Raw genomic sequence first — 25,930 nt, 5'->3', positions numbered from 1 at the left:
GGCGCTGCGTCCAAGGGTGCTTGCCAATGGACCTATGCGTTGGGGCCGAGTGCCGTGGCCAGCGCGCAAGCCCGCCATGGTCCGCCATCGACTCGCAGCTCGACCTTCACGAGGCCATGAGGAGGGCTCCAGGCGACCCCTGCGATGATCTGCGAGCCCGGCGCAAGCATTGCAGAGTGGGTCGGGACGTCGATCCTTGCGTTCGGCGTCATTCGGGATGGCCGTCGCGGCCAGCCTTTGCGCTCAGCGTAGTCGATCGCCCCGCTGAAGCGAGTGACTTCTACCGACGCCAGCCACTTGATGTTTGCGTCGTATCCGTGGATGCCGGGCACGAGCATCCGGACGGGAGCACCGTGCTCGCGTCTGAGCGGTGTGCCGTTCATTGCGTAAACCAGGAGCGGCTCGAAGCCTTGCTCGAGCAAGGACAAGCTCATTCCAGCGGAGAACCCGTCCACCGCGTGGAATCGGACGTGGTCCGCGTCCTCGGACGCTCCGGCACGCACGAGCAAGTCGCTTAGCCGCACGCCCCGCCAGCGGGCGTTTCCCACGAAAGGCCCCCCCACCGGGTTGTGCACACACATGAGAACCGCATCCACTTCGCAAGACGGCATCGTCAGCAGCTCGGCGAATGTCAGTGCGAGTGGACGCTCGACAAGGCCCGTCACCGCGAGCCTCCAACGTGGCACGCCCACGTTCGGCGCGGGAAACGTCACATCGGTGACGAAGAATCGGTCGACCGGAGTTATCAACTCGGACAGGCCCGGAATCTCCAGGACAGCCGATTGGGGAGGCCGTGGCAGGACAACTGGCGGCCTGGGAAGAGACATAGGCCCTCCGCTCTGTTGTCGTCGGATTCGACGGAGGGTCATCGCGAGCCCTGCGATCACGAGTCCCAGCACGAAGGAGGCGATGGCGCCGAGCCAGATTGCCAGCAGGCCTGCGGCCAGCGCCAGCGAACCGAGTGTGAGGGCCGCGGTGCGTGAGAGTTCGGTGCGGCGCCACAACGCGCAGAGCCCGACGGACCCGGACAACAGCAGTGCCGCCGCGAGCGCAGTATTTCCCGCGAACGAAGCAAGCGCCGGAAGACCAACACCGAGCACGACCAGGGTGGCGACAATTGCTGGCTTGTCAGCGCGACGCAACAGCGCAATGCCAATGTCGATCAGGGGCGTTGGCAATGCGTCGATCAGCCACTTGCCGATCGCTCGCAGGGGTGAGGTGTGCGTCCCATGGACCGCTGCCGCGAGCTCGCCGGCCGCCAACTGCACGAAGGCTGCTCCAACCCCCAGCACCCACGCGTCGGACCAAGAAGGCAGCATGTCGTCATTTGCGTCTTGAAGATGGTAATAGTCCGACGCCCACCGTCGTTGACTGTTCACTCGCTGGCGTTTAGCCGAGCGTTGACCTCGTCGATGTCGAAGGCGCTTGGATCGAAGGAGGCGCCGATCCACTTCTTGAGATCGGCGTGCTCCGGGTGATCGGGGTCGGCCAGCGCTTCGAGGAATTCCTCATACCCCCCGGCGCCGCCGACATCCTGTGGTGGGCAGGCGTTCTCGCCGGCAATGCACCGGGCGAACTTCAGCGGCGTGTCCAGCTTGACGATCTGCTCGACTTTGACGCTGTGCCACCAGCTGTCGCCGAAGTCGTAGAGGTACTTGAAGCTCTTGCGGCGGCCGAGCGCCTGGCTCAGGAGCACGTCTTCTTCGGGCTGCAGGTCGTCGGGGAACTCCCGTCCCGGCTCGGTCGCACCGTAATGGTCCGCACCGAAGACGAACTCGTGGATGTGTCCGCCATCCCATCCGGTACCCCACAGCAGCGCCACGTGCAGACGGGACAGGTCTATGTCCAGCGGCACCAAAAAGCGGCGCCAGACCTTCGGGCGAACTCCCTCAAGTTCGACGTACAGCTGCCATGCATACAGCTCGCTGGCATTGGAATTCGTGCCCATGCCGCCACTGTAGCGGCTGGTGCCGCCGGGGGTGTCGCTGCGCTCCGGCGTCAGGCCGCCTGGGCCATGAGGGGTTGCTGCCAGGCCGTCTGGAGCTGCGGCGCCACGGCCCACGGCAGCAATTCGTCGATGCGGTTGATCGGGTGCCCGCCGATGCGCTCCAGCACGTGGGTCAGGTAGCACTGCGGATCGATGCCGTTGAGCTTGGCCGAGCCGATCAGCGTGTAGATCACCGCCGCGCTGTGGCCGCCGACATCGGATCCCAGGTGGAGGTAGTTCTTCCTGCCCAGCGCCACACAGCGCAGCGCCCGCTCGGCCGCATTGTTGTGCGCCTCGATGCGACCGTCGTCGACGAACTGCGTCAGCGCCGTCCAGTTGCTCAGCGCGTAACCCAGGGCCAGCGCCATCGGCGACTTGGCCGACACCTGGGTCAGCGTCTGGGTCATCCAGCCGTGCAGCTCCTTGAGCAGTGGCGCCGTACTCGCCTTCCTTACCCGCCGTCGCTCGTCGGGCGGCCGACCCTGGATCCGGGTCTCGATCTTGAACAACTCGGAGATGCGTTGCAGCCCGTGGTGCGCCAGCGTGCCGGCCACCTGGCGTTGCCGCATGTGGATGTCCCACAGCTTGCGGCGTGCGTGGCTCCAGCATCCGGCCTCGATGATGCGGCCGGGCTGACGATCCTCACGGTACAGCGCGTTGTAGCCGGCGAAGGCGTCGGCCTGCAGCACGCCGCTGAAGTGCTTCAGGTGAGCGGCCGGGTGCTCGCCCTTGCGGTCCACGGAGTACTGGAACCACACGGCCGGGTTGGCTTGCTGGCCGCTGTTGCGGTCGTCGCGGACATAGACCCACAGCCGGCCGGTGTGCACCTTGCCGCCCTTGCCACCCAGGGCTCGGATCGGCGTGTCGTCGCCGTGGACCTTGTCGGCCTGCAGCACGTAGCGGCCGATCGCCTGAGCCAGCGGGGTCAGCAGGTGTGCGCCTTGGCCCACCCAGTCGGTCAGGGTGGAGCGATGCAGGTCCAGGCCGGCGCGGGCGTAGATCTGGCTCTGGCGGTACAGCGGGGTGTGGTCGCAGTACTTGCTGACCAGCACCTGGGCCAGCAAACTGGCGCCGGCCAGGATGCGGTCGATCGGCCGGCTCGGGGCGCTGGCCTGGGCGATCGTCTTGCAGCCGCCGCACGCCAGCTTGGGACGCACGTGGCGCACGACATGGAAGCTGCCGGGCTCGTAGTCGAGCACCTCGCTGATGTCCTGGCCGATCTCGCGCAGAGCCAGTCCGCAGGCGGCGCAGCCGCAGCCGGCGTTGTGCCCCGCCGGCCAGTGCACGACGGTTCGCCGCGGCAGGTGTGCCGGCAGTTCGCGCAGGTTCGGCCGCGGCCGGAAGGAGCGCTTGCGGCGCTGTTCATCCAGTGAGGCGACCTTGCCGGTGCCAGCCGGTTCGGGCGGCTCGGCAGGCACCACCTGGCCACCGACCAGTTCGAGCTGCGGGTGCTCCAGGCGTTCGCTGGAGCGGCCGTACTTCATGCGCCGCAGGTAGGTGACCTCGACCTTGAGCTTGTCGATGGCGAGTCGCGCAACCCTGAGTTCATCCTGGAGTTGCAGCACCCGCGTGCCGAGTTCGGCGTTGCGCTGCAGGGCGTCGTCCAAGGTCATGGAGCATGACTGTGCCCAGGCGCAGACCACCGTACAACGGGGCATGCACTGTCAACGTGATGGCACCGCGCCTCGACCGAACTCAGGCCGCCGCGCGTGGCTGCCAGGTGCGCTCGGGACGGCGCCAGTCGATGCCCTCCAACAGCATCGAGAGCTGGGCCACGCTGAGCATCACGCTGCCGCTGTCGGCCTGCGGCCAGATGAAGCGGCCGCGTTCGAGCCGCTTGGTCAGCAGGCACATGCCGTCGCCGTCGCTCCACAGCAGCTTGATGAGGTCGCCTCGGCGTCCGCGGAACGCAAACACGTGGCCGGCATACGGGTCCTCAGCCAGTACCGTGTGTACCTTGGCGGCCAGTGAGTCGATACCGCAACGCATGTCGGTGACGCCGGCGGCCAGCCAGACACGGGTTCCGGCACGCGGGCCGATCATGGCGTCTGGCGCAGCGCGCGCAGCACGCTGCACAGACTGGCCTCGTCGACCGGGCCGCGCAGGCGCAGTTGCACGCCAGCCACTTCCAGTTCGATCACGCCGCCGCGCGGCGAGGGCCTGGCCGGCGCGGTCGGCAGCACCGGCGTGGTCGCCGAGGGCATCGCGAGCGCTTCGTCCGCTGGCGCGACTTCCACCGGCAGCAGCACGGTCGCAGCAGTTCGGGGTGAAGCGGCTCGCAGATGCTCCCGGCGCCACTTGAACAGCATGTTGGCATTGATGCCGTTGTCCAGCGCGATGGCCGATACCGACGCGCCCGGCTGCAGGCTCTGGCGGACCAACTCTTCCTTGAACCCGCGCTCGTGCTGCCGCCGTTGGCGCCTGGACGCGTCTTGCTCACTCTTCATGGTGTGCACCATCTCCACGAAGCGCACACCTCCAAGCGGGTGGCGCTTGGGTCCAGATGCTTGGCATCTGTGGGCGATCAGGCAATGGTGGGGGTGGTCGGACTATTACTGAAGATGCCTGCGAGCGTGCCCCAGATCGGCATGCGAGGCTTGAAGAAACTGGCAGATGTGCGGCGCGGGTGAGGGGGCTGGGCAGCGGCCGAGATTACGCAACCGTAATGTCGCCGTCGGGCGTTCGTCCGTTGCGGCTCCCTAGAGTGCGTGTCATGCCACTTGGCATGACGTCGAGGGGCGCGATGCCCCGCTGTACTACGAAAGGATCGATCATGAAGTCAACCCTGTCCGTTCTGACCATCGCGATTGCGGCCTTCGGGGCCTCCCTGCCCGCATTCGCGCGTGACGCCCTTCCGCAGGCCACGCAGCAATCGCTGGCGCTGAAGGACGGTTCGACGCTGTACGTCTTCAAGGACGGCAAGATGGCCAGGGAGGACCGCTACGGTCGTGCGGCCTACCTGAAGCAAGGTGAGACTCTCGAGTTGGCCGACGGCCGGAAGGTCACGGCGGTCGGCAACGAGGTGGCTCGGCTGGATGGCCTGCTCAACGACGGGCATCGGAACTGAGGCCCGGCGCTCCAGGCTCACCCGCAAGGATGCATCGAGAAACACCCATGAACACATTCGGCAAGACCGGTGTACTGTCGGCACTCGTGCTCGCTGCGTCCGCAGCGATGGCAGGCCCCGGCCACGGCAGCAGTCCCGTCGGCGAACCCGGTGAGGCGGCCCGCGCCACCCGCACCGTCGAGGTCGACATGACCGACAGCATGCGCTTCACGCCGGGCGAGATCTCGGTGCGACAGGGCGAGACGGTTCGTTTCGTCGTGAAGAACTCCGGAGCGGTCAAGCACGAGCTGGTGCTTGGCACGCCCGAGGAACTGAGGGCGCACTACGCGTTGATGCTGAAGACGCCGGGCATGGAACATGCCGACGACAACATGGTCAGCGTGGCACCCGGCCAGGTCGGGGAAGTCGTGTGGCGCTTCACCAAGGCAGGCAATGTGCACTTCGCCTGCCTGCAACCCGGCCACTACGACGCCGGCATGAAGGGCTTGGTCAAGGTCGCGCAGGCGGCTGGCGCCTCCAAGACCGACGGCCACGGCGGCCACAAGCACTGAGTGACGGTTGTCACGGCATAGCGCTGGCGCGCGGCACTTGGCGGTGCACGGCGCCCTCGGCAGATCCTTTGTCTCACACACCCTACGGAGTAAACCAAATGAAGACCTTCAAGCCCCTCCTTGTCGCCCTGGCCTTCGCCGCCTCGGCGCCGTTCGCGATCACTGCCCACGCCCAGGCAATGGATCACAGCAAGATGCCCGGTATGAAGATGGACGGCATGTCCGCCTCGATGAGCGAAGGCGAAGTGCGCAAGATTGACAAGGAAGCCAAGAAGATCACACTCAAGCACGGCGACATCAAGAACCTGGACATGCCCGGCATGACGATGGTGTTCCAGGTCAAGGACGCGGCGCTGCTGGACAAGGTCAAGGCCGGCGACAAGGTGATGTTCACCGCCGAGAAGGCGGACGGTGCGATCGTCGTCACCGCGATCGAGGCTGCGAAGTAACCCGAGCAGCGAGGTCCCCGGCGGTCGAGCTCCTACGACCTGGCCGCGTGGCCGAGATCTCGCTCAACGTCACAGGCAAGCCCGCGCAGGGCATCGCCATCCCCGGCACGCTGCCAGGCCCGTTGGGTGACGTGATCGGCGGCAGCGACCTAGAATACATGCTGAGAGCGTCATTCCGGGGTTTCCTGCCTCGATGCCGCCAGCAGCCATGACTTCAATGACACCTTGCACGCAATGCTCCCCTGGCCTGTCCGGTTCGGGCGCGAGCGTGTTTGCCCGGCGTTCGGAGTTGCGGCGATGACGCGCAACTTCGCGCGCAGGGTGGCCCGCTGGCTCGTTGGCGTGGTGCTGCTGGCTCAGATGTCAATCGCAGCATACGCATGCCCGGGGATCTCGTCGGCCCTGCAGGCGGGCCGGCAAGCGACGGCCATCGGCATGCCGATGGCAGAACCCACCGATGCTGCGGCTTTGCGCGTGGCCGCACAAGAACCGGCCTGCGACGACATGGCCGGCGCGATGGACCCGACGTCCGCCAACCTCTGCGCCGAACATTGCAAGTATGGGCAACAGAGCGATCATGCCTCGACCGTGAATGTTCCGGCGACGGCACTGGTAGCGCTCTATTCCACCCCCGCGGTGCCCGAGCCGGTGCCGCTGCCGCAGCCTGCATTGGCCTCGATGAGTGCGCTGGTTGCGGCTTGTCCGCCGCACGCCATCCTGCACTGCGTATACCGAATCTGATCTTCCAGACGACGTTGCGCTGACGACCGTCCCGGTCGCTTCGGCGCATCGGTCGCGCTCGTCTTCCATGCGCGAGCTTCGCTCGCCTCCGGTTGCTCGAGCCTGACACCAATCCGCCGGTACGTTGTCTGGAGACTTCATGTTCACTGCTTCATTGCGCTACGCGTCCCATGCGTGTTGACGATCGCCTCGAACTGACCCGGCGGGGGTGCGGATGAAATCTTGGACTACCAGGAGGTAGTTCATGTATTCGTACGAGGACCGAATGAAAGCGGTCAGGCTCTACATCAAGCTCGGTATGCGAGTGCGCGCGACGATCCGACAGCTCGGCTACCCAACCAAGAATTCATTGAAGGCTTGGCATCGAGAGTACGAGCAGCGACGTGACCTGGCGCCAGGCTACGTCCGCAAGCCAAGGTACAGCCAAGCCCAAAAGGTGGCAGCGGTGGAGCACTTCGTCGAGCATGGTTGCAGCGTGTCCGCGACGATCAAGGCGCTGGGCTATCCTGGGCGTGGATCACTTCCTCTGTGGGTTCAAGAGCTGCGTCCAGAGGTGGGCAGGCGCGTTGTTGGCAAGTGCCCAGTGCAGGCTCCGCTGGCTGTCAAGCGCGCCGCAGTCATCGCGTTGTGCACCCGGCATGGCAGCGCGTTGGAGGTGGCCCAAGAAATGGGCGTCTGCAGGCCCACGCTGTACAACTGGAAGAAGCAGCTACTCGGCGCCGAGGCATCAGCATCCATGAAACGCTCTAAAGAGTCTCCACCGGGCCCAGAACGGGCAGAGCTGGAACAGCAGCTGGAAGCGCTTCGTCGCGACCTTCGCCGCCTTCAACTCGAGCACGATCTCCTGGAGAAGGCGAATGAAATCGTAAAAAACGACCATCGGGGCCGCGCCCCGTCCCAGTGGACAGAAACACTGAGCGGCCTACACTGACTTGGCCGGACTGTGGCCGTCAGCTTTTTGGAGGCATTCGTCCCCGTCAAAAAACGTGGCCCCTGGGGACTGTGCGGACCCAGCCGTGGTGGCGCCTCGTGCGACCCCGTTTAGGAAATTGATTGATCCGCTCCCCTGTCCGGCGCTTTGCCTACAGGAGGTTGCCATGTCCAAGAGTGGAAAGGCGCTCGGCCTGCCGATCGTCAACGTCAGAGCGGCCGGCATCGACATCGGCGCGCGCATCCAGGTTGCGGCCGTGCCGCCGGAGCTGAGCGACGATCCGGTGCGCACATTCGGCAGCTTCACCGCCGACATCGAGCAGATGGCCAACTGGCTGACGTCGATCGGCATCACGACCGTCGCGATGGAGTCCACCGGGGTGTACTGGGTTCCGGTCTATGAGATCTTGGAAGCGCATGGCTTGACCGTGGTGCTTGCCAACGCGCGAGACTGCAAGGCAGTTCCCGGCCGCAAGAGTGACGTCAATGACGCGCAGTGGCTGCAGCGCTTGCACGCGTGCGGGCTGCTGCGAGCGAGCTTCCACCCAGCGCCGGACATCGCGGCGCTGCGCGCCTACACGCGGATTCGGGAGCGCCACCTGGAATACGCAGCAGCCCACATGCAGCACATGCAGAAGGCCCTGACGCTGATGAACTTGCAACTGCACCACGTCCTGAGCGACATCAGTGGCGTGACGGGTCTGAAGATCATTCGAGCGATCGTGTCAGGCGAGCGAGATCCCGACGTTCTTGCATCCATGCGCGATGTCCGGTGCCGAGAAAGCTTGCAGACCATTCGAGCTGCGCTGGTGGGCAACTACCAGCCAGAGCATGTGTTCGCGTTGGCACAGGCGCTCGCGCTGTTCGATTCCTACCAAGACCGCATCGGCGACTGTGATCGGCAGATCGAAAACTCGCTGCGGGCTCTGAACGCCGATCGGCCAAAACCGCAAACGCCCTTACGCGCCGCACGCATCAGGACCAAGCAAGCCAACGCGCCGAAGTTCGACGTGCGCGCGCTGCTGTATCAACTTACGGGGACCGATCTGACCTTGATCCATGGTCTCGGGCCCAGCCTCGCGCTGTCCTTGGTGGCGGAGTGCGGCACAAATCTTGGCAAGTGGCCGTCCGAGAAGCACTTCGCCTCTTGGCTGTGTCTATCACCGGGGTGCAAGATCAGTGGCGGCAAGGTGCTCTCGGCGCGTACTCGACGCGGTTCCAGTCGTCTGACGTCCCAGTTGCGGCTGGCGGCGACCAACGTCGGGCGCACCGAGACGGCCCTCGGCGCCTTCTACCGACGTTTGGCGGCACGTGTAGGAAAGGCCAAGGCGGTGACTGCCACGGCACGTAAGCTGGCGATCCTCTTCTATCGAGCCATGCGCTTCGGCATGCAGTATCAGGACCCTGGTGTCGATCAATACGAGCAGCGATACCGAGAGCGCGTCGTCAGGCAACTGGAACGGCGTGCCGCCCGCTTTGGCTTCTCGCTGCAGCCAGCAGCGGGCGGTGTTTCTTAGGAAAGAGATGGGCATCGACCGCAGGCTCCTGACCAACCAGGAGAAGGCCCAACTGGTCGATGCCCTGAAGCATAGGTACTCGCTGGCGGAGCTCTTGGGAGAGGTGGGCATGGCGCGCAGTTCCTACTTCTATCACCGAGCTCGGCTCAACCTTGTGGACAAGTACGCCGGGGTGCGTCGCGCCATGGTCGACATCTTCGAGCACAACCATCGTTGCTATGGATACCGTCGAATGCAGGCTTCGCTGAACCGGCAGAGCATCGGCGTGTCCGAGAAGGTCGTCCAGCGCCTCATGAAGCAAGAGAGCCTTGTTGCTGCCCTGCCAAAGCGCCGCCGCTACGGTTCGTATCTTGGCGAGATCAGTCCTGCGCCAGTCAACCTGCTTGAGCGCGACTTCAGTGCGACAGCGCCGAACAAGAAGTGGCTGACGGACATCACCGAATTCCAGATTGCCGCAGGCAAGGTGTACCTGTCGCCGATGATCGACTGCTTCGATGGAATGGTCGTGAGCTGGTCGATCGGCACTCGCCCCGACGCAGAGCTCGTCAACACGATGTTGGATGCCGCCATCGAGACAGTTGATGCCAGCACCGATCGGCCGGTGGTCCACTCAGATCGTGGCGCTCACTACCGCTGGCCCGGATGGCTGTCCCGCATGGCAGCAGCCAAGCTGGTGCGCTCCATGTCGCGCAAGGCCTACTCACCGGACAACGCAGCATGTGAAGGCTTCTTCGGTCGCCTGAAGACGGAGCTGTTCTACCGCAGAGACTGGCTGACCACGAGCGTCGACCAGTTCATCCAGACGCTGGACGCCTACATCCGCTGGTACAACGAAGAACGGATCAAGAGTTCACTGGGCTTCCGCAGCCCCATCGAGCACCGAAAGCTTCTCGGGCTCGCTGCATAACCAGTCCAAGAAATCCGCCGCACCCCCGGTGGGTCAGTTTTCAGTGATCGTCAACAAGTAAGACTTCCGGAGTGCTCGCCTCGTGCAGTAAGACTACCGGAGCCGGTTTTGGGCCAGTCGCACCAAATCGGCGTTTCTAGGCGCGACAAGGACTTAGATGCGGTTCTTCTACTGCATCCACCCACGCTACTGCAAAACCTGGGTGCACTACCACGCGTCCGTTCGGCTATGCCCGCTCCGAGTTGACATAAACATTAAAGTCGCTCATTCGACCTGTTTTCGACTACTGCGCTGCGGTGGCGCAAGGTGGCGGCTGTGTCCTTGGGCCGCTCTGGCCAAAGACCTCAACGCCTTGCTGTCGTGGGCCGCTCCGCCTCCCTGGCGGAGGCATCGAATCGTAGGGCCACGAGTTCCGTGGCCGGCTTGGACGACTGGCGATCCGAGCCGGCATTCTTACTGAATTGCGCGCCCACCGCACACGGCCGTTGCGCCGGGTCAGTCAAATGCGCATGATGCTTCCACCTTGAGTGCGATGGAACCGTCGCCAAAACTCGACCACCTCCGAGAACGACATGAGCCTCTGCGACGCCCGTCAAGCCGAACTGATGCGAACCGGCCATCAGACAGCAGCTCACAACCGATGGCTCGCCGCCGAGATCCAGGACGCGCTGCACGATCCGCGGCCAAGCGTCCTTCTCGAACAGGCCATGGCCGCCATGGAAGCTGAGATCGACGCGGTCGAGCGCGAGTCGGCCATCGATCGCGCTCCGGCTGAACAGCCATTCCCTTCCAGAGCTCCGCGTCGACAGTGAACGTCTGCATGTTCTTCGCCTGGTGAGGTTCCCTGCAGGAGGTTTGCGCACGATGTTGCCTGGGGAGATCAAGGATCAAGGGGCGGCACAAGGCGGCCTGGTAGCTGCTAAGACCCGGGGCGCAGCGGCGCGCGCCCGATGGATCGAGGAAGGGCTCGTGGTGCCTGGTCCGCAACTAGGGCAGGCGTGGGGGATCCCCCAGGAGACCCTGGCGACCGCCACCGCAAGTAGCGAGGTGATCAGCATCACCATCGACGGCAGCGAGTACGTCCCCAAGGCGTTGCTTAGCCTGGATCGTTTCACCGCAGGTGCGATCTGCCGCGCGCTGCGGCAGCTCCAAGACATCGAGAAGCTGATGTTCTGGCTGCGCGACCACGGAGCCCTTGGGGGCAGGAGCGTAGCTGCAGCATTGGAGGCCGGAACGCCGACCGCCAAGGTGACCGCTTTGGCGGAGGCCTGGGCGCGTGAACGAACAGGCGCCGACAGTCCGGACGACGACGTCATGGTCGAACCTCCAAAGCGCCGCCCATCACTGTGAGCCGGAGACCCTGTTCGGCGCCCAATGTTCGCCGCCTGTGAACGGGTGCATGGTGGAGCTGGTGGACGCCGTGCAGGCATAGCCAGCTCGCGCTTCACTGGCAGGCGGCCAAAGTCGCCGGTGTGAAGGTTTCGTTGAAGGGCGCGTCGTCTCCGAGGTTCGATCCGGGGGGGCAGGGACCATTGTTTCCCAGGTATGAGTTGATCGGTAATACTCCGACCACCCCCACCCTTGCCGGATCGCCCACAGATGCCAAGCATCTGAACCCAAGCGCCACCCGCTTGGAGGTGTGCGCTTGGTGGAGATGGTGCACACCATGAAGAGTGAGCAAGACGCGTCCAGGCGCCAGCGGCGGCAGCACGAGCGCGGGTTCAAGGAAGAGTTGGTCCGCCAGAGCCTGCAGCCCGGCGCGTCGGTATCGGCCATCGCGCTGGACAACGGCGTCAACGCCAACATGCTGTTCAAGTGGCGCCGGGAGCATCTGCGAGCCGCTTCACCCCGAACGGCTGCGACCGTGCTGCTGCCGGTGGAAGTCGCGCCAGCGGACGCAGCGCTCGCGATGCCCTCGGCGACCATGCCGGTGCTGCCGACCGCGCCGGCCAGGCCCTCGCCGCGCGGCGGCGTGATCGAGTTGGAAGTAGCTGGCGTGCAACTGCGCCTGCGCGGCCCAGTCGACGAGGCCAGTCTGTGCAGCGTGCTGCGCGCGCTGCGCCAGACGCCATGATCGGCCCGCGTGCCGGAACCCGTGTCTGGCTGGCCGCCGGCGTCACCGACATGCGCTGCGGTATCGACTCACTGGCCGCCAAGGTGCACACGGTACTGGCCGAAGACCCCTATGCCGGCCACGTGTTCGCGTTCCGCGGACGGCGGGGCGACCTCATCAAGCTACTGTGGAGCGACGGCGACGGCATGTGCCTGCTGACCAAGCGGCTCGAACGCGGCCGCTTCATCTGGCCGCAGACCCTGATCGAGCAGCGGCGGCGTGGGCAGTCCGTCGAGGCGATGCTGAGAGCGGACACTGGCAAGCTGATGTTCGATGGCATGCGGCGGCAGTGGGCAGCGTTCATCGACACTGAGGAGAACTTGCGAGATGAACGCAGCGATGCGGCTCGTCGAATGACCTGGTCCGTCACCGTTGGATTCTCCGTGGTGCTGCTGCTGCTCAGCGCCGCAGTGGCGTGGACAGGCCGCCGCCAAACGCTGCAGCTCAGTGCCACGTATGGCACTGCACTGCGGCGCTACCAGGAGTCCTCTGAGCACCTGCAGCGTCAAGTCACCTTGCGGGGGCTACAGGGCGACTTGGCTGAGCAGCTGGCCGGTGAGCTCAGGCAGGACGAGATCGGCAAGCGAACCCTTGCGGCGCTGGCCAGGTCGACGGGTGCCCTCCTGGGTGCGCTGCACGTGACCAGTCGAGGAAAGCCTGAGACCGTGGCTGTGCATGGTGTGCGGCTCACCGAGAGTGACGGCCAGATCAGTGCCGACGCCGGCATGGTGGTGCAGGTGGCTGCCGACGGCCGCCCCCGGGAATTGAACGCCCTCGGCAGCGGGCACTTTCGCATCCACACCGGCTTTGGAAGCTCACCCCCTGATCGCGTGCACTTGGCGCCGTTGACACGGGAGGGCCGTGTCAACGGCGTGTTGGAGCTGGCCTTCAATGAAGCGCCGCCCGCCTACACGGCTGAGCTGCTGACGATGATCGCCGAGACCGTAGGACATGCACTGGCTGGGGCCCAGTACCGGGAGGACCTCCAGCGCAGCCTCGAAGAGTCGCAACAGCTCAATGAAGAGCTGGAAGTGCAGCAAGAGGAGCTGCGCAGCAGCAACGAGGCGCTGGAGGTTCAGTCCGGTCAGCTGCGCAAGTCGCAAAGCGAGCTTGAACGTCAACAGGCAGAGCTCGAACGTCAGCAAGCCGAGTTGGAGCTCACCAACCAACGTTTGGCGATGCAGGCGGCGGCGTTGGATGACCAAAACGAGGCGCTGCGCGAGGCGCAGGTACAACTGAAGACACGTGCCGAGGCCCTGCAACAGGCCAGCCGCTACAAGAGCGAGTTCTTGGCAAACATGTCGCACGAGCTGCGAACACCTCTCAACAGCATCTTGATCTTGGCTAAGCTGCTGGGGGAGAACCGGCTTGGCAACCTCCACGAAGATCAAGTGCGCTTCGCTTGGACTGTCCACTCCGCCGGCAGCGACCTCCTAGCCCTCATCAACGACATCTTGGACCTGTCGAAGGTAGAAGCCGGCCAGCTGCAGCTTGAACCAGGTCCCGTCGGCCTAGCGGACGTGATGGGCAGCCTTCGCGACATCTTCAGACCTCAGGCTGAACAAAAAAAGGTGGAATTCCTGGTCCAGGTGGATGCAGACGTTTCCCCCGTTCTGGTGACCGACCGATTGAGGCTGGAGCAGATACTCAAAAACCTCCTTTCCAACGCGCTCAAGTTCACCGAGTCTGGCCAGATAGCCCTTCGGGTGAACAAGGCGGACGAACGTCAAGTGGCGATTTCGGTGGAAGACACTGGCATCGGGATCGCCCCCGAGCATCAAACCCTGGTCTTTGAAGCGTTCCAGCAGGCAGACGCCGGCATCGCCCGTCGCTTCGGCGGCACAGGGCTGGGCTTGGCCATTTCGCGCAAGTTGGCGGGACTGCTGGGGGGGACGTTGACCCTAAGCAGCATCCCGGGGCAGGGCAGCCGCTTTGTCGTGACCCTTCCTCTAGAGCTGCATCTCCCCACTGCGCAGAACACCTCTGAAGCATTGCCAAGCGAACCGACTGACGCTGCCCTTGATCTGGACGTCCGTCAGGCAGCCCCACGGGTTCCGGCCGCCCCGCAATCGGCGCTTCCTCCTGGCCACCTCGTGCCTGTCACTGAAATCCAGCCAGCATTTGCCGACGATCGAGATCAAACAGATCGCCAGCGCACGGTGCTGGTGGTGGAAGACGACATCCAGTTTGCGCAGATGTTGTACAGGCTGGCGCACGACGCAGGTTTCCGTGCGATCGTTGCGCACACGGCGGCCGCTGGCTTGGCGCTGGCGCTTGGCCAGCAGCCTGACGCGGTGCTGTTGGACATGCACTTGCCCGACGTTTCCGGCCTGGTCGTCTTGCAGCGCCTCAAGGACGACCCGCAAACCCGGCACATCCCTGTGCATGTTGTGGCAGGCGAGGACTTGAGCCGCGTGGCCCTGCCGCTGGGTGCAGTGGACTATGCAGTCAAACCGGTTTCCCTGGAGGAGTTACAGGCCGTCTTCCAACGTATCGGGGACAAACTTGATCATCCGCATAAGCGAGTGCTTGTTGTAGAAGACGACGAGCGACAGCGCGACAGTGTGGTTCAACTGATCCAAGGCGAAGGCATTGAGATTGACGCCGTGGGCACCGGAGAAGAGGCACTGGCCCTGCTGCGACAGCGGGTTTATGACTGTATGGTGGTCGACCTGAGCCTGTCCGACATGACGGGCGAGCAACTGCTGGAAAAAATGACGGGGGACAACCTGAGCAGCTTCCCTCCGGTCATCGTTTACACGGGCCGAGTTTTGACGCGTGAGGAAGAAGCTGGGCTGGCACGTTACTCGAGATCGATCATCATCAAGGGGGCTCGTTCCCCCGAGCGGCTGCTGGATGAAGTGACCCTGTTCCTGCACCAGGTGGAGTCCCAGCTGTCAGAGGCTCAGCAACGTCTCTTGCGCGCTGCGCGGGGTCGAGACCAAGCGCTCGAAGGGCGTCGTCTGCTGCTGGTAGATGATGACGTTCGCAACATCTTTGCCCTCAGCGGAGCCCTCGAACAGCGAGGCATGCACGTGGTCATCGCGCGCCATGGCCAGGAGGCTCTGGCCAAGCTGGACGCGGACCCGAACATCGAGATCGTGCTCATGGACGTCATGATGCCAGTCATGGACGGGCTGGAGGCCACACGGCGCTTGCGGGCAGATGAGCGGTTCCGCAAGCTACCTGTCATCGCGCTGACCGCCAAGGCGATGCTCGATGACCGGGAGCAGTGTTTACAAGCCGGCATGAGCGATTACTTGTCCAAGCCGGTGGACCTCGACCGCCTGATCTCATTGATTCGTGTTTGGCTACCAAGCAGTTTTCGAAGCTGATACCTTGGTCGTCAGGACAGCGCTATGGCACGCGTCAAAAACTCAAGGAGGACCTTGGTGTGGCCAAGGCAGTGCTTGTCTCACCGTAAACTGCGCTAGGTGCCTGCTAACACGCTACACCGACTTGCCCAGGCTTCCTGGGGACAACGATGGCATGCCATGGACTGCAGCCAAGGCATGAGACGGGGCGGGAAGAACGGGCGTGGTGGGGTTCGAATCCCTGCAGCCGGCACCATCCAGCGAATGCCGCAGAGTGACTGTGACTGACAGTCACTTCTTTTCGTTGACCAGCGTTTTGCAGTGGTCGACTTTGTCGCCGCTGCCCGGGTCCAGCAGCGGCAACAACGCCGCCAGCGGGCCGGCCACCGCGGCCAGCGCCGCACCGGCGGCCACGCGGGCCGCGATCGGGCCCTAGGCCACGCCCACCTCAGGCGACGAGAAGCTGCCCGTCAGCAGCAGCGGCGAGCGCAGCGTTGCGAAGCTGAAGTCCTTGGGCTTGGTTTCGCTGCGCAGGTTGAGCAACTCGTTCTTCAGGTCGATGGTGCCGCTCAGCGCCACGGTGCTGTCGCGCGTGTCCAGCACCGCCACGCTGGGCGTCAGCACACCCTGCCTGGCGTCCATCGCCACCACGGCGCAGTTCAGCGGCAGGCTGTTGTCGCCGGAGACGAACACGCCCAATGCCTGCGCCACGTCGATGCCAAGGGCTTCGACGATCAGGTGCGACAGCGTGCCGTTGCGCACCACCGCGCGGGCGCTGCCGTCCAGCGTGCTCAGCAGCTGGGCGGTGGAGTTGCCCTGGCCACGCAGCTTGAACTCGGCCTGCAGTTCGCCCGTGATGTAGGCGGTGACCGGACCCTTGCCGTCGCGGGCGGATTCGCGCTCACGCGCCAGCTTGGCCTTGCTGCTGCGGGCATTGACGTCGGCGTTGTCCTTGCGCGCGGCCTTCAGCCAACCGGCCACGTCCACGCCGCGCAGCTTCAGGTCGGTGTCCCAGCGCGGCGGCTTGGCGGTACTGTCCAGCCCGGTGGAGCCGGTCACGCTGCCGCCGGCAGTGGTGGCCTGGATGTCCTGGATGCGCAGCACGCCGCCGTCCAGCACGATGCGCCCGGCCAGCGGCCGCAGGGTTTCCAGCGCGCTGGTGTTCAGGTTCAGCTCGTCCAGCGCCACCCGCACATCGGCGTCCATCGCCCTGAGCGAAGGCAGGTCGAAGCTGCGGTCGGGGATCACGCGCGGCCCACCGTTGCGGGTGTTGGGCGGCGGGGTCGAAGGCTTGCCGTCGGCACCCACCGCGGGCGCCAGGTCGGCCAGGTCGAGCCGCTGCCCAGCAGCTCGCCGGTGAGCTTGGGCGTGGCGGGCTGGGGGTCGTAGGCGAAGGTGCCGCGCAAGGCGCTCTTGCCGATGGTGGCCGTGCGCACGGCCACGTGCCACACGGGGTCGGTATGGCGCAGCTGGCCCGCCAGGCTGAAAGGCGGCGTGGTGGGCAGGGTGACGTTCAGCGCCTCGCCCACCGCACCCAGCGAAGGGCCGCTGATGCGCACCTCGCCGTCGATGCCGCGTTCTCCCAGCGGATCATGCACCACGCCGTCATAGGCCAGCCTCGCGCGCCCGATCAGCGCCTGGGCCTTGATCTGCAGCGGCGCGGGCTGCTGTTCGTCCAGCAGGGGCAGCACCTGCGGCGAGCGCGCTTCCAGCTTCACCGGCATGCCGCGCCAGGTGCCCTCGGCGTCGGCGACGAGGCCGAAGTCGCCCTCCGCGCCGGCGCCCGCCGACGAGGCGGCCGAGGCCGGCGCCGAGGCCGCACCTGCCGCAGGCGCGCTCTCGTTCATGCGGGCATGGGCTTCCACCTTCACTTCGGTGACGGCGTCGTTCACGTGGATGGCGGCCTGGCGCAGCCGCACCGGCTCCACGCGCGGCGCATCGCGTTCCACCTTGGGCTCTTCGCTGTCGGTCTTGAACTGCCAGCTGGCCACGCCCTCCTTGGGCCGCAGCACATGGGCCTCCAGCTGATCGGCCTGCAGCGCCACCACGCGCAGCGGCCCGCCATGGCGGAAGTCGTTGACGTCGCGCCAGCGCCAGCGCAGCAGCACCTCCCGGGCGTCGACGAGGAAGGGCGCTTCGCTGCCGGGCGCGGCGCCCACCCACAAGGCGCCGGCGCTGGCCTGCGGCGGCCGCAGCAGATGCAGCCGGAACGGCGCGGCGATGCGCACCGGCACGCCCAACGCTTTGGTGGCGTAGCGCTCGATGGGGCCGCGCAGATAACGCCAGCCCACCAATTCGGAAAGGACCAAACCGACAAATGCACTTGCCAGAACCGTCCCGACTACCCGCAGCCAACGGCCATGCCGGCTAGAACGACGCCCACGTGTCTGCGAGGAAGCAGCGGGCTGAGGCGATGGAGTGGTAGCCATAGGCCATTGTGGAAGTTGGCCATCCATCGGAAAGTCTTGGATCACCCATAACACCCGTCAGACATGCCTTACGGCTGAAGCCTTTGAAGCTTCACCTAGTCCAGGAAATGCACATCGGGTTGCGGCGTAAGCAAGACGAAATGGCGCGGCGGCAACATGCCGCATGCCGCTCACTGGCGGGCTGAGGTCAAGAGGATAGGGGCTATGTAGATCACCAAGGCAGCCAAGACGCCAGTCACTAAAAGTGCCAGCAGTCCCATCACCAACCGGCGCTTGCGGCGCTCGCTACGCTCAATGTCCCACTGTCGGGCCACCCGAAGGGTATGACCCTTGAATTCGCCAGCCACCATCGCCTCAAGAAAGCGAGGATAGCCGTGTGCCTGTACCCAGACCTCCATGTCGGCCACGTTGTTGATGCCCTGCACATCCTTCATTGAACACTGCCCTTGGAGGTCACCCGATCAATATCGTTTGTTTGAAGTAACTGCTGACAACCCATCGCAATATGAAGTGACGACAGTCGAAGGTGGAAATCAGAAACACCGCATTCGGCTGATTTGATGACGGCTTGAAGCTCATGCAACAAGCGTTCCCGCTGCATCAACAGAAGTTCTCCTGTCACACAAGCGTCGATCTCCAGGAGAGACCGCTCGTGTTCCACATGGCGCTGTAACTGCACTCCCCATGCACGTAACCAAGCAAGCTGCTGACTTGCATCGGCGCCATCAATTTTCGACCAATCAAATTTCATGTGAGGCGATTGTAAAGAGTCACAACGAGCGTCAAACAAACCCACTGGACCAACCATGTGTCGTTGGAAACGCGCCCCTCGCCCAGCCTACGCGGTAAGTGCCAACTAATTTCAAATCTTAGCTCCCACCTATCCTTCCTGCGCAGACTTCGGTACCATGCGTGTGTAACAAAGCAAAATTCATCCAGAACGTTACTCAAAACAATAATGAAAGACGCTCTACTTGTTGCCATTGGCGCCGCTTTGGATGGTGTGGACGTTGGATTTTGTGCGTTTGACCATCAAAATCGTACAATCGGCTGGAATGCTACGTTTCTCTCCATGTTTCCTGAGCATGAAGGCCATGTCCACGTCGGTGCGCCATATGCAGAAAACTTAAGACGGTTCTACTCACTAGGACTACAAGGCGATCAGGTCGCTGACATTGATCGTTATATAGCAGAAGGAATTTTACGTCACCAGACTCAGCGACGTCCTTATGAATTCGATCATCGAGATTTTCGAGTGAGGGTGTCCTCGTTTGAGATCGGTACTTTTGGTCGACTAAGGGTCTGGTGCAAAGTGGCCATGCTCCCTACTCATGTCAAGCGTCCGACCTCGACGACTCAAGCGCTCGAAGGTTTAGATGTGACCTGCTCCCCTCCAGCCGTACCAGCCTGAAGTAGCAGGAGTCCGCCAACCAGGAGAATGGCGGATATGAGGAAGAGCAAGTTCACCGAGGAACAGATCATCGGGTTTATCAAGCAGGCGGAGGCCGGCTTGGCCGTGGCGGAGATCTGCCGCAAGGGCGGGTTGTCGGACGCCACGTTCTACAAGTGGGGCGCCAAGTTCGGTGGCATGGAGGCGTCTGACGCCCGTCGGCTGCGCGAGCTGGAGGCGGAGAACGCCAAGCTCAAGCACCTGCTGGCCGAGGCGCACCTGGACATGCATGCGCTCAAGAGCGTCCTCGGGGTAAAAACGACCATCGTGACCGTATCCCGTCCCAGTGGACAGAAACACTGAGCGGCCTACACTGACTCGGCCGGACCTTGGCCGTCAGCTTTTTGGAGGCATTCGTCCCCGTCAAAAAACGTGGCCCCTGGGGACTGTGCGGACCCAGCTGTGGTGGCGCCCCGTGCGACCCCGTTTAGGAAATTGATTGATCCGCTCCCCTGTCCGGCGCCTTGCCTACAGGAGGTTGCCATGTCCAAGAGTGGAAAGGCGCTCGGCCTGCCGATCGTCAACGTCAGAGCGGCCGGCATCGACATCGGCGCGCGCATTCAGGTTGCGGCCGTACCACCGGATCTCAGCGACGATCCGGTGCGCACATTCGGCAGCTTCACCGCCGACATCGAGCAGATGGCCAGCTGGCTGACTTCGATCGGCATCACGACCGTCGCGATGGAGTCCACCGGCGTGTATTGGGTTCCGGTCTACGAGATCTTGGAAGCGCATGGCTTGACCGTCGTGCTTGCCAACGCAAGAGACTGCAAGGCAGTTCCCGGCCGCAAGAGTGACGTCAACGACGCGCAGTGGCTGCAGCGCTTGCACGCGTGTGGGCTGCTGCGAGCGAGCTTCCACCCAGCGCCGGACATAGCGGCGCTGCGCGCCTACACGCGGATTCGGGAGCGCCACCTGGAATACGCAGCAGCCCACATGCAGCACATGCAGAAAGCCCTGACGCTGATGAACTTGCAGCTGCACCACGTCCTTAGCGACATCAGTGGCGTGACGGGTCTGAAGATCATTCGGGCGATCGTGTCGGGCGAGCGAAATCCCGACGTTCTGGCATCCATGCGCGATGTCCGGTGCCGAGAAAGCTTGCAGACCATTCGAGCTGCGCTGGTGGGCAACTACCAGCCAGAGCATGTGTTCGCATTGGCACAGGCGCTCGCGCTGTTCGATTCGTACCAAGACCGCATCGGCGACTGTGATCGGCAGATTGAGAACTCGCTGCGGGCTCTGAACGCCGATCGGCCAGAACCGGAAACCCCGTTGCGCGCCGCACGCATCAAGACCAAGCAAGCCAATGCGCCGAAGTTCGACGTGCGCGCGCTGCTGTATCAACTCACGGGGACCGATCTGACCTTGATCCATGGTCTCGGGCCCAGCCTCGCGCTGTCATTGGTGGCGGAGTGCGGCACGAATCTTGGCAATTGGCCTTCCGAGAAACACTTCACCTCATGGCTGTGTCTATCACCAGGGTGCAAGATCAGCGGCGGCAAGGTGCTCTCGGCTCGTACTCGACGCGGTTCCGGTCGTCTGACGTCCCAGTTGCGCCTTGCGGCGACCAACGTTGGGCGCACCGAGACGGCCCTCGGCGCCTTCTACCGACGTTTGGCGGCACGTGTAGGAAAGGCCAAAGCGGTGACTGCGACAGCACGCAAGCTGGCGATCCTCTTCTATCGAGCGATGCGCTTCGGCATGCAGTATCAGGACCCTGGCGTCGATCAATACGAGCAGCGATACCGGGAGCGCGTCGTCAAGCAACTGGAGCGGCGTGCCGCCCGCTTTGGCTTCTCGCTGCAGCCAGCAAGTGGCGGTGTTTCTTAGGAAAGCGACGGCGTACTTCGCGAAGGAGTCCCTGTGAAGTACGCCTGGATCGACAAGCTCAAGGCGGTGTGGCCGGTGACGCTGATGTGCGCGGTGCTGGGCGTGAGCGTCAGCGGGTTCTTCGAGCACCAGCGGCGCAGCACAAGGACAGGATCGCAGGGGCCGAGGCCAACGCGGCTGAGCAACGAGGCGCTGGTGGTCCACATCCGGGCGCTGCACGCCGAATTCAAGGGCGAGTACGGCTGGCCGCGGGTGTGGAAGGAACTGCTGGCCCGGGGTGCGCGGGTCGCCAAGGACCGGGTGCAGCGGCTGATGAAGCTGCACGGCATCCGGGCGCGGGGCAAGAGGAAGTTCGTCGTCACCACCGACAGCCGGCACGCGCTGCCTGTGGCCGCAAATCTGCTGGCCAGGGACTTCACGCCCGCAGCGCCCGACCGGGTCTGGAGCAGCGACATCACCTACATCGCCACCGACGAAGGCTGGCTGTACTTGGCTGCGGTGATCGACCTGTTCAGCCGCCAGGTGGTGGGCTGGAGCATGCAGCCGCACATGCGCGCGAGCCTGGTGACGGACGCGCTGCGCATGGCCTGGTTCAGGCGCCATCCCGAGCCAGGGCTGATCTTCCACAGCGACCGCGGCAGTCAGTATTGCAGCCAGGCCCTCCAGGCGGCGCTGGCGGGTTACGGGATGCGCAGCTCGATGAGCCGCAAAGGCAACTGCTGGGACAATGCGCCCACCGAGAGCCTGTGGGGCAGCCTGAAGGTGGGACGGCTATACGGACAGCGCTTCGCTACCCGCCGGGAGGCGATGGACGAGGTCATCGACTGGTTGACGTTCTACAACCACCGGCGGCTGCACTCCACGCTGGGCTACGTCAGCCCCATGAAGTTCGAAGCCAACTGGCACGCGGGCCAAGTCAACAAAGCCGCGTAACCGAATGGCTATGGACTCCGTTGAACAGGGGCAAGGTCACACCATGGCACACGGGTGTGCGCGCGCCGAACTCGGACGCATCGCTGCGCGCCGGTCTCGTGGCCACCACCACGTGGCGCGGCGGCGTTGGGTCCAGCACCAGGTAGGCCAGACCCAGCAGCAACGCCGCCAGCGGCACGAACGGGCCGGGTGTCGCCAGCAGGTGACGCATCCAGAGCCCGTTTCACACAGCGTGGGTGGCATCCTTTTGTGCCTCGGGCAGATGGCATCGCAGCCACGATAGCGCGCGAAGCGGCCGAGGCCGAACTTGGGTCAGAACTTGAAGTTCCGCTCGAGTGGCGGCAGGTACGCCGACGGGAAGAGGACTTCGATTGCCCGCGCCTTTCCAGGCACACGGCGAATGAAGCCGCACCGTTCGAGCCTCACGAGCATCGAATTCACCGACGGCGGCGTGAGGTTGAAGAATCTCTGCAGGTCGGCATGGCTTGGCGCCACGCCAGCCCGATTGGCTGCAACGTACTCGGTGATATAGGCCAGGAATTGTCCTTGCTGGCGCGTGTGAGCGCCGGCAGGTGCCGTGGCCTCGGGGCGACCAATGCTGTCTGCGGCGTCGAGCTGATGCAGCGCCGCGTGCATGGCATCGGCAGCGAGCTGCATCGCGTCGCGCGCCTCGAGCGGGGTCTCGTCGACGATGATCCTGTCGTCGAGCACGGCCTGAAGCCCTGCTATGCCCTTACGTAGCAGTCTTTTCGCTTTGGCCGTGGCGTCTCGACGCAGGCACGCCTCGGCGTCGAGGTCCGGGCTGGGGGTACGGGCGGGACTCATGGCGTGGAATTCGACGTTCACACGCCCACTTTGTACTCACGGCAGTTGTTGCAACTCTCGCTGCGCGCGACGACGGCAGAGGCACGCTCTTGGCGCACAACTGCCGTTCCTGACGCGGTGAGCTCCAGGTCGAGACGAAGACGTACTTGAGCGGCGAGCGGCCGGGCCAAGCCTGGCGCTGGCGGCAGTGACCCGATGCGCGCGTGCGTTCAGCTCGCCGCTGGCGCGTCCTGCAGTTTGTAGATGCCGGAGTACCCAGCCGAGAAGTCGGGCGGCAATTCGATGGTACCGGCCTCGACGCGGGCGAAGCGTGACGGCTCGCCATGCACCATGCGATTGCGATGGATGCTGTCGATCACCGGCGCGGTGTAGGCGAAGGCGTCGGCCGCGGCATACTGGATGATCCACGTCGTTCGCAGCGTCTCCGACATGTTGGGCGCGGAGCCGTGCACCACGAGTCCGTGATGGGCCACGATGTCACCCGGATCGAGCTCGCTGTCGACGGCGCGGGAGATCTCCTCCGGCGTCGTCTGCGCGTTGCAGTTCAGCAGGTAGCGACCGCCGTCCCAGTGGCTGCGCGGGCCTTGCCGGTGCGTGCCGGGAATCGTGCGTAAGCAGCCGTTCGAGCGCCGCGACACGTTCAACGGCAGGCTGATGGCCACCAGGTTGGTGTTGGTGTGCGGGAACACCGGCCAGTCCTGGTGCCAGCCGATCTCGGCCCCGCCGTGCGGCAGCTTGAAGTTGATCTTCGAGTGATAGAACTTCACCGGACCGCCGATCAAGGCAGCGGCAATGCCGCCAAGCACCTCGCCGAAGGCAAGCTCGACGTAGACCTCGTCGAGCTCGGTCGGGCTGGCGATGCGGCGGATGCGCGGCGCATCCGGGCTGTGCCCCGGCTCCAGGTCGTAGTGCCGGGTTCCGGCCACGAGCCCGCGCCCGGCCTCTCGCAGCCGCTCGGTCGTCGCGATCAGGCGCTGCAGCGCCGTTGACTCGACGACGTTGCGCAGTTCGAGGTAGCCGGTCTCGCGATAGTGCGCGATGGCGTCGGACGACGGGATCGTCATGCCGTCTCCCGTGCAGGTTGAGTGGTGATCTTGTCGCTGCCCATCTGCAGGGGCGCTACGTTCGTCGAGCGCACGTAGTCGGGCCGCGGTGCAGGCACGGCCTCGGGCTTGTTCGCGACAGTGTTGTAGACGATATAGACCTGCCAACGGTCGTGCCGGCTGAGATTGTGGCCCGAGGCATGGAGGAGATTGGGATGGAAGAAGACCACCGTACCCGGCTTGCCGACGATCGGGACCGGCTCGGCGCTGCGCTGCATGATCTCGAGCAGCGTCGGCTTGGGCACGACGAAGAACTTGTAGCCGGTGCTTTCGTCGAACTCGGGTTCGAGGTTGCCGACCCGGTGCGAGCCCGGAATGAAATAGAGGCAGCCGCCGATCTCGGTAGGCTCGTCGAGCATGAGGAGCGCGGTCGTCAGGTTCGCCTCGGGCACGCCGTCGCGCCGCCACGTCCCGTAGTCCTGGTGCCAAGCCCACACCGAGCCATCGATGGCGGTCTTCAGGTTGCATTTGGTGTGGTAGACGTAGAGCGACTCTTCGCCGAGCAGTTGCCGGGCCGGGGCGAGCAGCCGAGGGGCGCGCGCGGCGGCGTGGAACGGCGGTGAGGCGGTTGGCCCGTCCGCCTCGTGGACGCGGTAGATCGTCTTGGCCACGCCGCCGACACGTTCGCGCACGAGGTGGTCGGTGTCGATGCCTTGCAGCCGCTGGAGTTCGGCCTTCATGGCCGCGACTTCCGCCGGCGCCAGCAGTTCGGGCAGGACGATGAAGCCGTCGCGGCGGTAGCGCGCGAGTTGGTCGGTTGAGAGTTGCATGGATGGTTGCCTTGAATGACGTCGGAACAATGGCACAACACTGGCATGCCAGTCAAGTTCCAGAAAATTGTCCCCCCTCTTCACAGTGTCGATCGGCGTCACGGCGCGACCGTGCTGCGCGCGAAGCTGTCCAGGTCGTCGATCAGGGCGTCGCTGGCCGATACCGCCGCAGCTTCGACGCCGGAGGCGAGCGCCTCAGCCAGGCTCACATGGAGCTGCATCGTGCGTTCCGTGCCGGGCCACACCGCCTGGTGGAAGAACCAGAAGCGCCGCGAGACCGCGTGCAGCGCGGCGACAGACTGAGCGGCGATCTCGTTGCGGGCCGCGTGCGCCGCCATCGCATTCATTTCGGCATCGCACTGCAGGAAATCGTCCACCGCGCCGGCCTTCACAGCCGTGGCCATTTGCCGGGCAATCGTCGCCATGCGCTGGCGCTCGGCTACCGTGGCCCGGCGCGCGGCAAGGCGGGCGATCAGTCGGTCCAGCTCGCGACGCGTCTCCAGCACCAGCAACTGCCGGCGAAGATCAATCTGGGTGACCACGACCCCGCGACGCGGCAGGATCTGCACGAGGTGCTCGCGCGACAGGCGCTGCAGCGCTTCCCGGATCGGTGTCGTGCCGATTCCGATGAGTGCGCTGAGGCTCGCCTCCGAGACCACGCTGCCCGGCGCCAGCTGCAGCGTGACGATGAGTTCCTCGAGGCGCCGGTAGGCCTGCTCGTTAAGCGTCAGCCCCCCATCGCCGGGCACGGCCCCGCCTGCGTCCCCGAGTGGTGCCGGCGTTCCATCTCTGTTGGGTGCGCCGGTGGCAGAGCTGCGCCGGCCGGGGGTTCGGCGAGGATGGCTCGCAGGCAAGTCGGTTTTTCGCATGAGCAGCCGAAGTGTATGAGGCGACGAGCGGAGCGCCCCTTCGTGCGTTCGCCTCGCGACGCCCCTGGCATACGCCGCCTGTCTTTCCGGGAAACCGCGTGCCTACGTCTTCAGAGGCTCTCGGTTGTCGAGCCTTCGCTCG

Annotated in this window: 27 protein-coding genes and 4 pseudogenes; 16 read left to right on the top strand and 15 right to left on the bottom strand. The window is 64.6% G+C overall.

From position 1 onward, the window contains the following. Positions 1 to 32: 32 nt before the first annotated feature. The 5 genes from MW290_RS03580 to tnpA (MW290_RS03560) all read right to left on the bottom strand — a co-directional run bounded on the left by MW290_RS03580 (position 33) and on the right by tnpA (MW290_RS03560) (position 4,446). On the bottom strand, positions 33 to 1,379 hold the full coding sequence (locus MW290_RS03580; RefSeq protein ID WP_250195939.1) for a molybdopterin-dependent oxidoreductase: 1,347 nt from the start codon (positions 1,377 to 1,379) through the stop codon (positions 33 to 35). Further along, the gene (locus MW290_RS03575; RefSeq protein WP_250195938.1) at positions 1,376 to 1,948 is read right to left on the bottom strand and encodes a plasmid pRiA4b ORF-3 family protein; all 573 of its coding nucleotides are present in this window, start codon (positions 1,946 to 1,948) and stop codon (positions 1,376 to 1,378) included. Before MW290_RS03575 ends, MW290_RS03580 begins: the two co-directional genes overlap by 4 nt. 50 nt (positions 1,949 to 1,998) lie before the next feature. Further along, complete coding sequence (gene tnpC, locus MW290_RS03570; RefSeq protein WP_250195937.1) at positions 1,999 to 3,600, bottom strand: IS66 family transposase; 1,602 nt, start codon at positions 3,598 to 3,600, stop codon at positions 1,999 to 2,001. A gap of 82 nt (positions 3,601 to 3,682) precedes the next feature. Beyond that, positions 3,683 to 4,030 (bottom strand): IS66 family insertion sequence element accessory protein TnpB, encoded by a 348-nt coding sequence (tnpB, locus tag MW290_RS03565; protein ID WP_250195936.1) that lies wholly within the window; start codon positions 4,028 to 4,030, stop codon positions 3,683 to 3,685. Beyond that, positions 4,027 to 4,446 (bottom strand): IS66-like element accessory protein TnpA, encoded by a 420-nt coding sequence (tnpA, locus tag MW290_RS03560; protein WP_250196575.1) that lies wholly within the window; start codon positions 4,444 to 4,446, stop codon positions 4,027 to 4,029. Before tnpA (MW290_RS03560) ends, tnpB (MW290_RS03565) begins: the two co-directional genes overlap by 4 nt. A 314-nt stretch (positions 4,447 to 4,760) precedes the next feature. Here tnpA (MW290_RS03560) and MW290_RS03555 point away from each other — a divergent pair, with 314 nt between their 5' ends. From MW290_RS03555 to tnpB (MW290_RS03500), 12 genes and pseudogenes are all read left to right on the top strand, one after another. Next, positions 4,761 to 5,054, top strand: coding sequence for a CopK family periplasmic copper-binding protein (locus MW290_RS03555; RefSeq protein ID WP_250195935.1), 294 nt, complete (start codon positions 4,761 to 4,763; stop codon positions 5,052 to 5,054). 47 nt (positions 5,055 to 5,101) lie between these two features. Then, on the top strand, positions 5,102 to 5,605 hold the full coding sequence (locus MW290_RS03550) for a cupredoxin domain-containing protein (protein ID WP_375142794.1): 504 nt from the start codon (positions 5,102 to 5,104) through the stop codon (positions 5,603 to 5,605). A gap of 98 nt (positions 5,606 to 5,703) precedes the next feature. Beyond that, entirely contained in the window at positions 5,704 to 6,054 is a 351-nt protein-coding gene (locus tag MW290_RS03545) for a copper-binding protein (RefSeq protein ID WP_250195934.1), read from the top strand. Between the two features lie 47 nt (positions 6,055 to 6,101). Beyond that, positions 6,102 to 6,266, top strand: a complete 165-nt coding sequence (locus MW290_RS03540; RefSeq protein ID WP_250195933.1) for a hypothetical protein — start codon at positions 6,102 to 6,104, stop codon at positions 6,264 to 6,266. An 85-nt stretch (positions 6,267 to 6,351) separates the two neighbouring features. Then, a complete protein-coding gene (locus MW290_RS03535; RefSeq protein ID WP_250195932.1) occupies positions 6,352 to 6,795 on the top strand; it encodes a hypothetical protein in 444 nt (147 codons plus the stop codon). A gap of 244 nt (positions 6,796 to 7,039) precedes the next feature. After that, positions 7,040 to 7,666 (top strand): annotated as a pseudogene (locus MW290_RS03530) (transposase); the annotation flags it as partial. A gap of 226 nt (positions 7,667 to 7,892) precedes the next feature. Next, entirely contained in the window at positions 7,893 to 9,242 is a 1,350-nt protein-coding gene (locus MW290_RS03525) for an IS110 family RNA-guided transposase (protein ID WP_250195931.1), read from the top strand. Then, positions 9,238 to 10,149 (top strand): annotated as a pseudogene (locus MW290_RS03520) (IS3 family transposase); the annotation flags it as partial. The gene MW290_RS03525 and the pseudogene MW290_RS03520, both read left to right, overlap by 5 nt. A gap of 572 nt (positions 10,150 to 10,721) precedes the next feature. After that, positions 10,722 to 10,961: a hypothetical protein gene (locus tag MW290_RS03515; protein ID WP_250195930.1), complete on the top strand. Its 240-nt coding sequence runs from the start codon at positions 10,722 to 10,724 to the stop codon at positions 10,959 to 10,961. A gap of 43 nt (positions 10,962 to 11,004) precedes the next feature. Further along, positions 11,005 to 11,499, top strand: coding sequence for a hypothetical protein (locus MW290_RS03510; RefSeq protein WP_250195929.1), 495 nt, complete (start codon positions 11,005 to 11,007; stop codon positions 11,497 to 11,499). A gap of 304 nt (positions 11,500 to 11,803) precedes the next feature. Next, on the top strand, positions 11,804 to 12,223 hold the full coding sequence (tnpA, locus tag MW290_RS03505; protein ID WP_250196573.1) for an IS66-like element accessory protein TnpA: 420 nt from the start codon (positions 11,804 to 11,806) through the stop codon (positions 12,221 to 12,223). Continuing rightward, the gene (gene tnpB, locus MW290_RS03500) at positions 12,220 to 15,597 is read left to right on the top strand and encodes an IS66 family insertion sequence element accessory protein TnpB (RefSeq protein WP_250195928.1); all 3,378 of its coding nucleotides are present in this window, start codon (positions 12,220 to 12,222) and stop codon (positions 15,595 to 15,597) included. Before tnpA (MW290_RS03505) ends, tnpB (MW290_RS03500) begins: the two co-directional genes overlap by 4 nt. 270 nt (positions 15,598 to 15,867) lie before the next feature. Here the strand turns inward: tnpB (MW290_RS03500) and MW290_RS32990 are convergent, their stop codons facing one another. From MW290_RS32990 to MW290_RS03480, 5 genes are all read right to left on the bottom strand, one after another. Next, positions 15,868 to 15,990: a hypothetical protein gene (locus MW290_RS32990; protein WP_259373455.1), complete on the bottom strand. Its 123-nt coding sequence runs from the start codon at positions 15,988 to 15,990 to the stop codon at positions 15,868 to 15,870. 18 nt (positions 15,991 to 16,008) lie between these two features. After that, positions 16,009 to 16,824, bottom strand: coding sequence for an AsmA family protein (locus MW290_RS03495; RefSeq protein WP_250195927.1), 816 nt, complete (start codon positions 16,822 to 16,824; stop codon positions 16,009 to 16,011). After that, positions 16,821 to 17,885 carry an AsmA family protein gene (locus tag MW290_RS03490; RefSeq protein WP_250195926.1) on the bottom strand — a complete coding sequence of 355 codons (1,065 nt, stop codon included), beginning with the start codon at positions 17,883 to 17,885 and terminating at the stop codon, positions 16,821 to 16,823. The genes MW290_RS03495 and MW290_RS03490 overlap by 4 nt, the downstream gene beginning before the upstream one ends. Positions 17,886 to 18,175: 290 nt before the next feature. Then, entirely contained in the window at positions 18,176 to 18,439 is a 264-nt protein-coding gene (locus tag MW290_RS03485) for a hypothetical protein (RefSeq protein ID WP_250195925.1), read from the bottom strand. Beyond that, on the bottom strand, positions 18,436 to 18,756 hold the full coding sequence (locus MW290_RS03480) for a hypothetical protein (protein ID WP_250195924.1): 321 nt from the start codon (positions 18,754 to 18,756) through the stop codon (positions 18,436 to 18,438). The genes MW290_RS03485 and MW290_RS03480 overlap by 4 nt, the downstream gene beginning before the upstream one ends. A gap of 207 nt (positions 18,757 to 18,963) precedes the next feature. Between MW290_RS03480 and MW290_RS03475 the strand changes: the two genes are divergently transcribed. The 4 genes and pseudogenes from MW290_RS03475 to MW290_RS03460 all read left to right on the top strand — a co-directional run. Beyond that, positions 18,964 to 19,416 carry a PAS-domain containing protein gene (locus MW290_RS03475; protein WP_250195923.1) on the top strand — a complete coding sequence of 151 codons (453 nt, stop codon included), beginning with the start codon at positions 18,964 to 18,966 and terminating at the stop codon, positions 19,414 to 19,416. A gap of 36 nt (positions 19,417 to 19,452) precedes the next feature. Further along, positions 19,453 to 19,713: pseudogene (locus MW290_RS03470) on the top strand (transposase); the annotation flags it as partial. Between the two features lie 225 nt (positions 19,714 to 19,938). Beyond that, positions 19,939 to 21,288: an IS110 family RNA-guided transposase gene (locus MW290_RS03465; protein WP_250195922.1), complete on the top strand. Its 1,350-nt coding sequence runs from the start codon at positions 19,939 to 19,941 to the stop codon at positions 21,286 to 21,288. Beyond that, a pseudogene (locus tag MW290_RS03460) lies at positions 21,289 to 22,221 on the top strand (IS3 family transposase); the annotation flags it as partial. On the opposite strand, the gene MW290_RS03455 reads toward MW290_RS03460, so the two are convergent. The 5 genes from MW290_RS03455 to MW290_RS03435 form a co-directional block, all read right to left on the bottom strand. Continuing rightward, positions 22,205 to 22,432, bottom strand: coding sequence for a hypothetical protein (locus MW290_RS03455; RefSeq protein ID WP_250195921.1), 228 nt, complete (start codon positions 22,430 to 22,432; stop codon positions 22,205 to 22,207). The pseudogene MW290_RS03460 and the gene MW290_RS03455 overlap by 17 nt on opposite strands. 101 nt (positions 22,433 to 22,533) lie before the next feature. Beyond that, on the bottom strand, positions 22,534 to 23,067 hold the full coding sequence (locus MW290_RS03450) for a LexA family protein (RefSeq protein ID WP_250195920.1): 534 nt from the start codon (positions 23,065 to 23,067) through the stop codon (positions 22,534 to 22,536). A gap of 188 nt (positions 23,068 to 23,255) precedes the next feature. Further along, positions 23,256 to 24,110 carry a phytanoyl-CoA dioxygenase family protein gene (locus MW290_RS03445; protein WP_250195919.1) on the bottom strand — a complete coding sequence of 285 codons (855 nt, stop codon included), beginning with the start codon at positions 24,108 to 24,110 and terminating at the stop codon, positions 23,256 to 23,258. After that, the gene (locus MW290_RS03440) at positions 24,107 to 24,919 is read right to left on the bottom strand and encodes a phytanoyl-CoA dioxygenase family protein (RefSeq protein ID WP_250195918.1); all 813 of its coding nucleotides are present in this window, start codon (positions 24,917 to 24,919) and stop codon (positions 24,107 to 24,109) included. The genes MW290_RS03445 and MW290_RS03440 overlap by 4 nt, the downstream gene beginning before the upstream one ends. A 98-nt stretch (positions 24,920 to 25,017) precedes the next feature. Beyond that, entirely contained in the window at positions 25,018 to 25,668 is a 651-nt protein-coding gene (locus MW290_RS03435) for a GntR family transcriptional regulator (protein WP_250195917.1), read from the bottom strand. Positions 25,669 to 25,930 lie beyond the last annotated feature (262 nt).

The sequence above is a fragment of the Aquincola tertiaricarbonis genome (assembly GCF_023573145.1).
In the GTDB taxonomy this organism is placed as follows: Bacteria; Pseudomonadota; Gammaproteobacteria; order Burkholderiales; family Burkholderiaceae_C; genus Aquincola; species Aquincola tertiaricarbonis_B.
The sequence above is the reverse complement of the archived record's forward strand: the minus strand, read 5'-3'. Positions and strand labels throughout refer to the sequence as shown.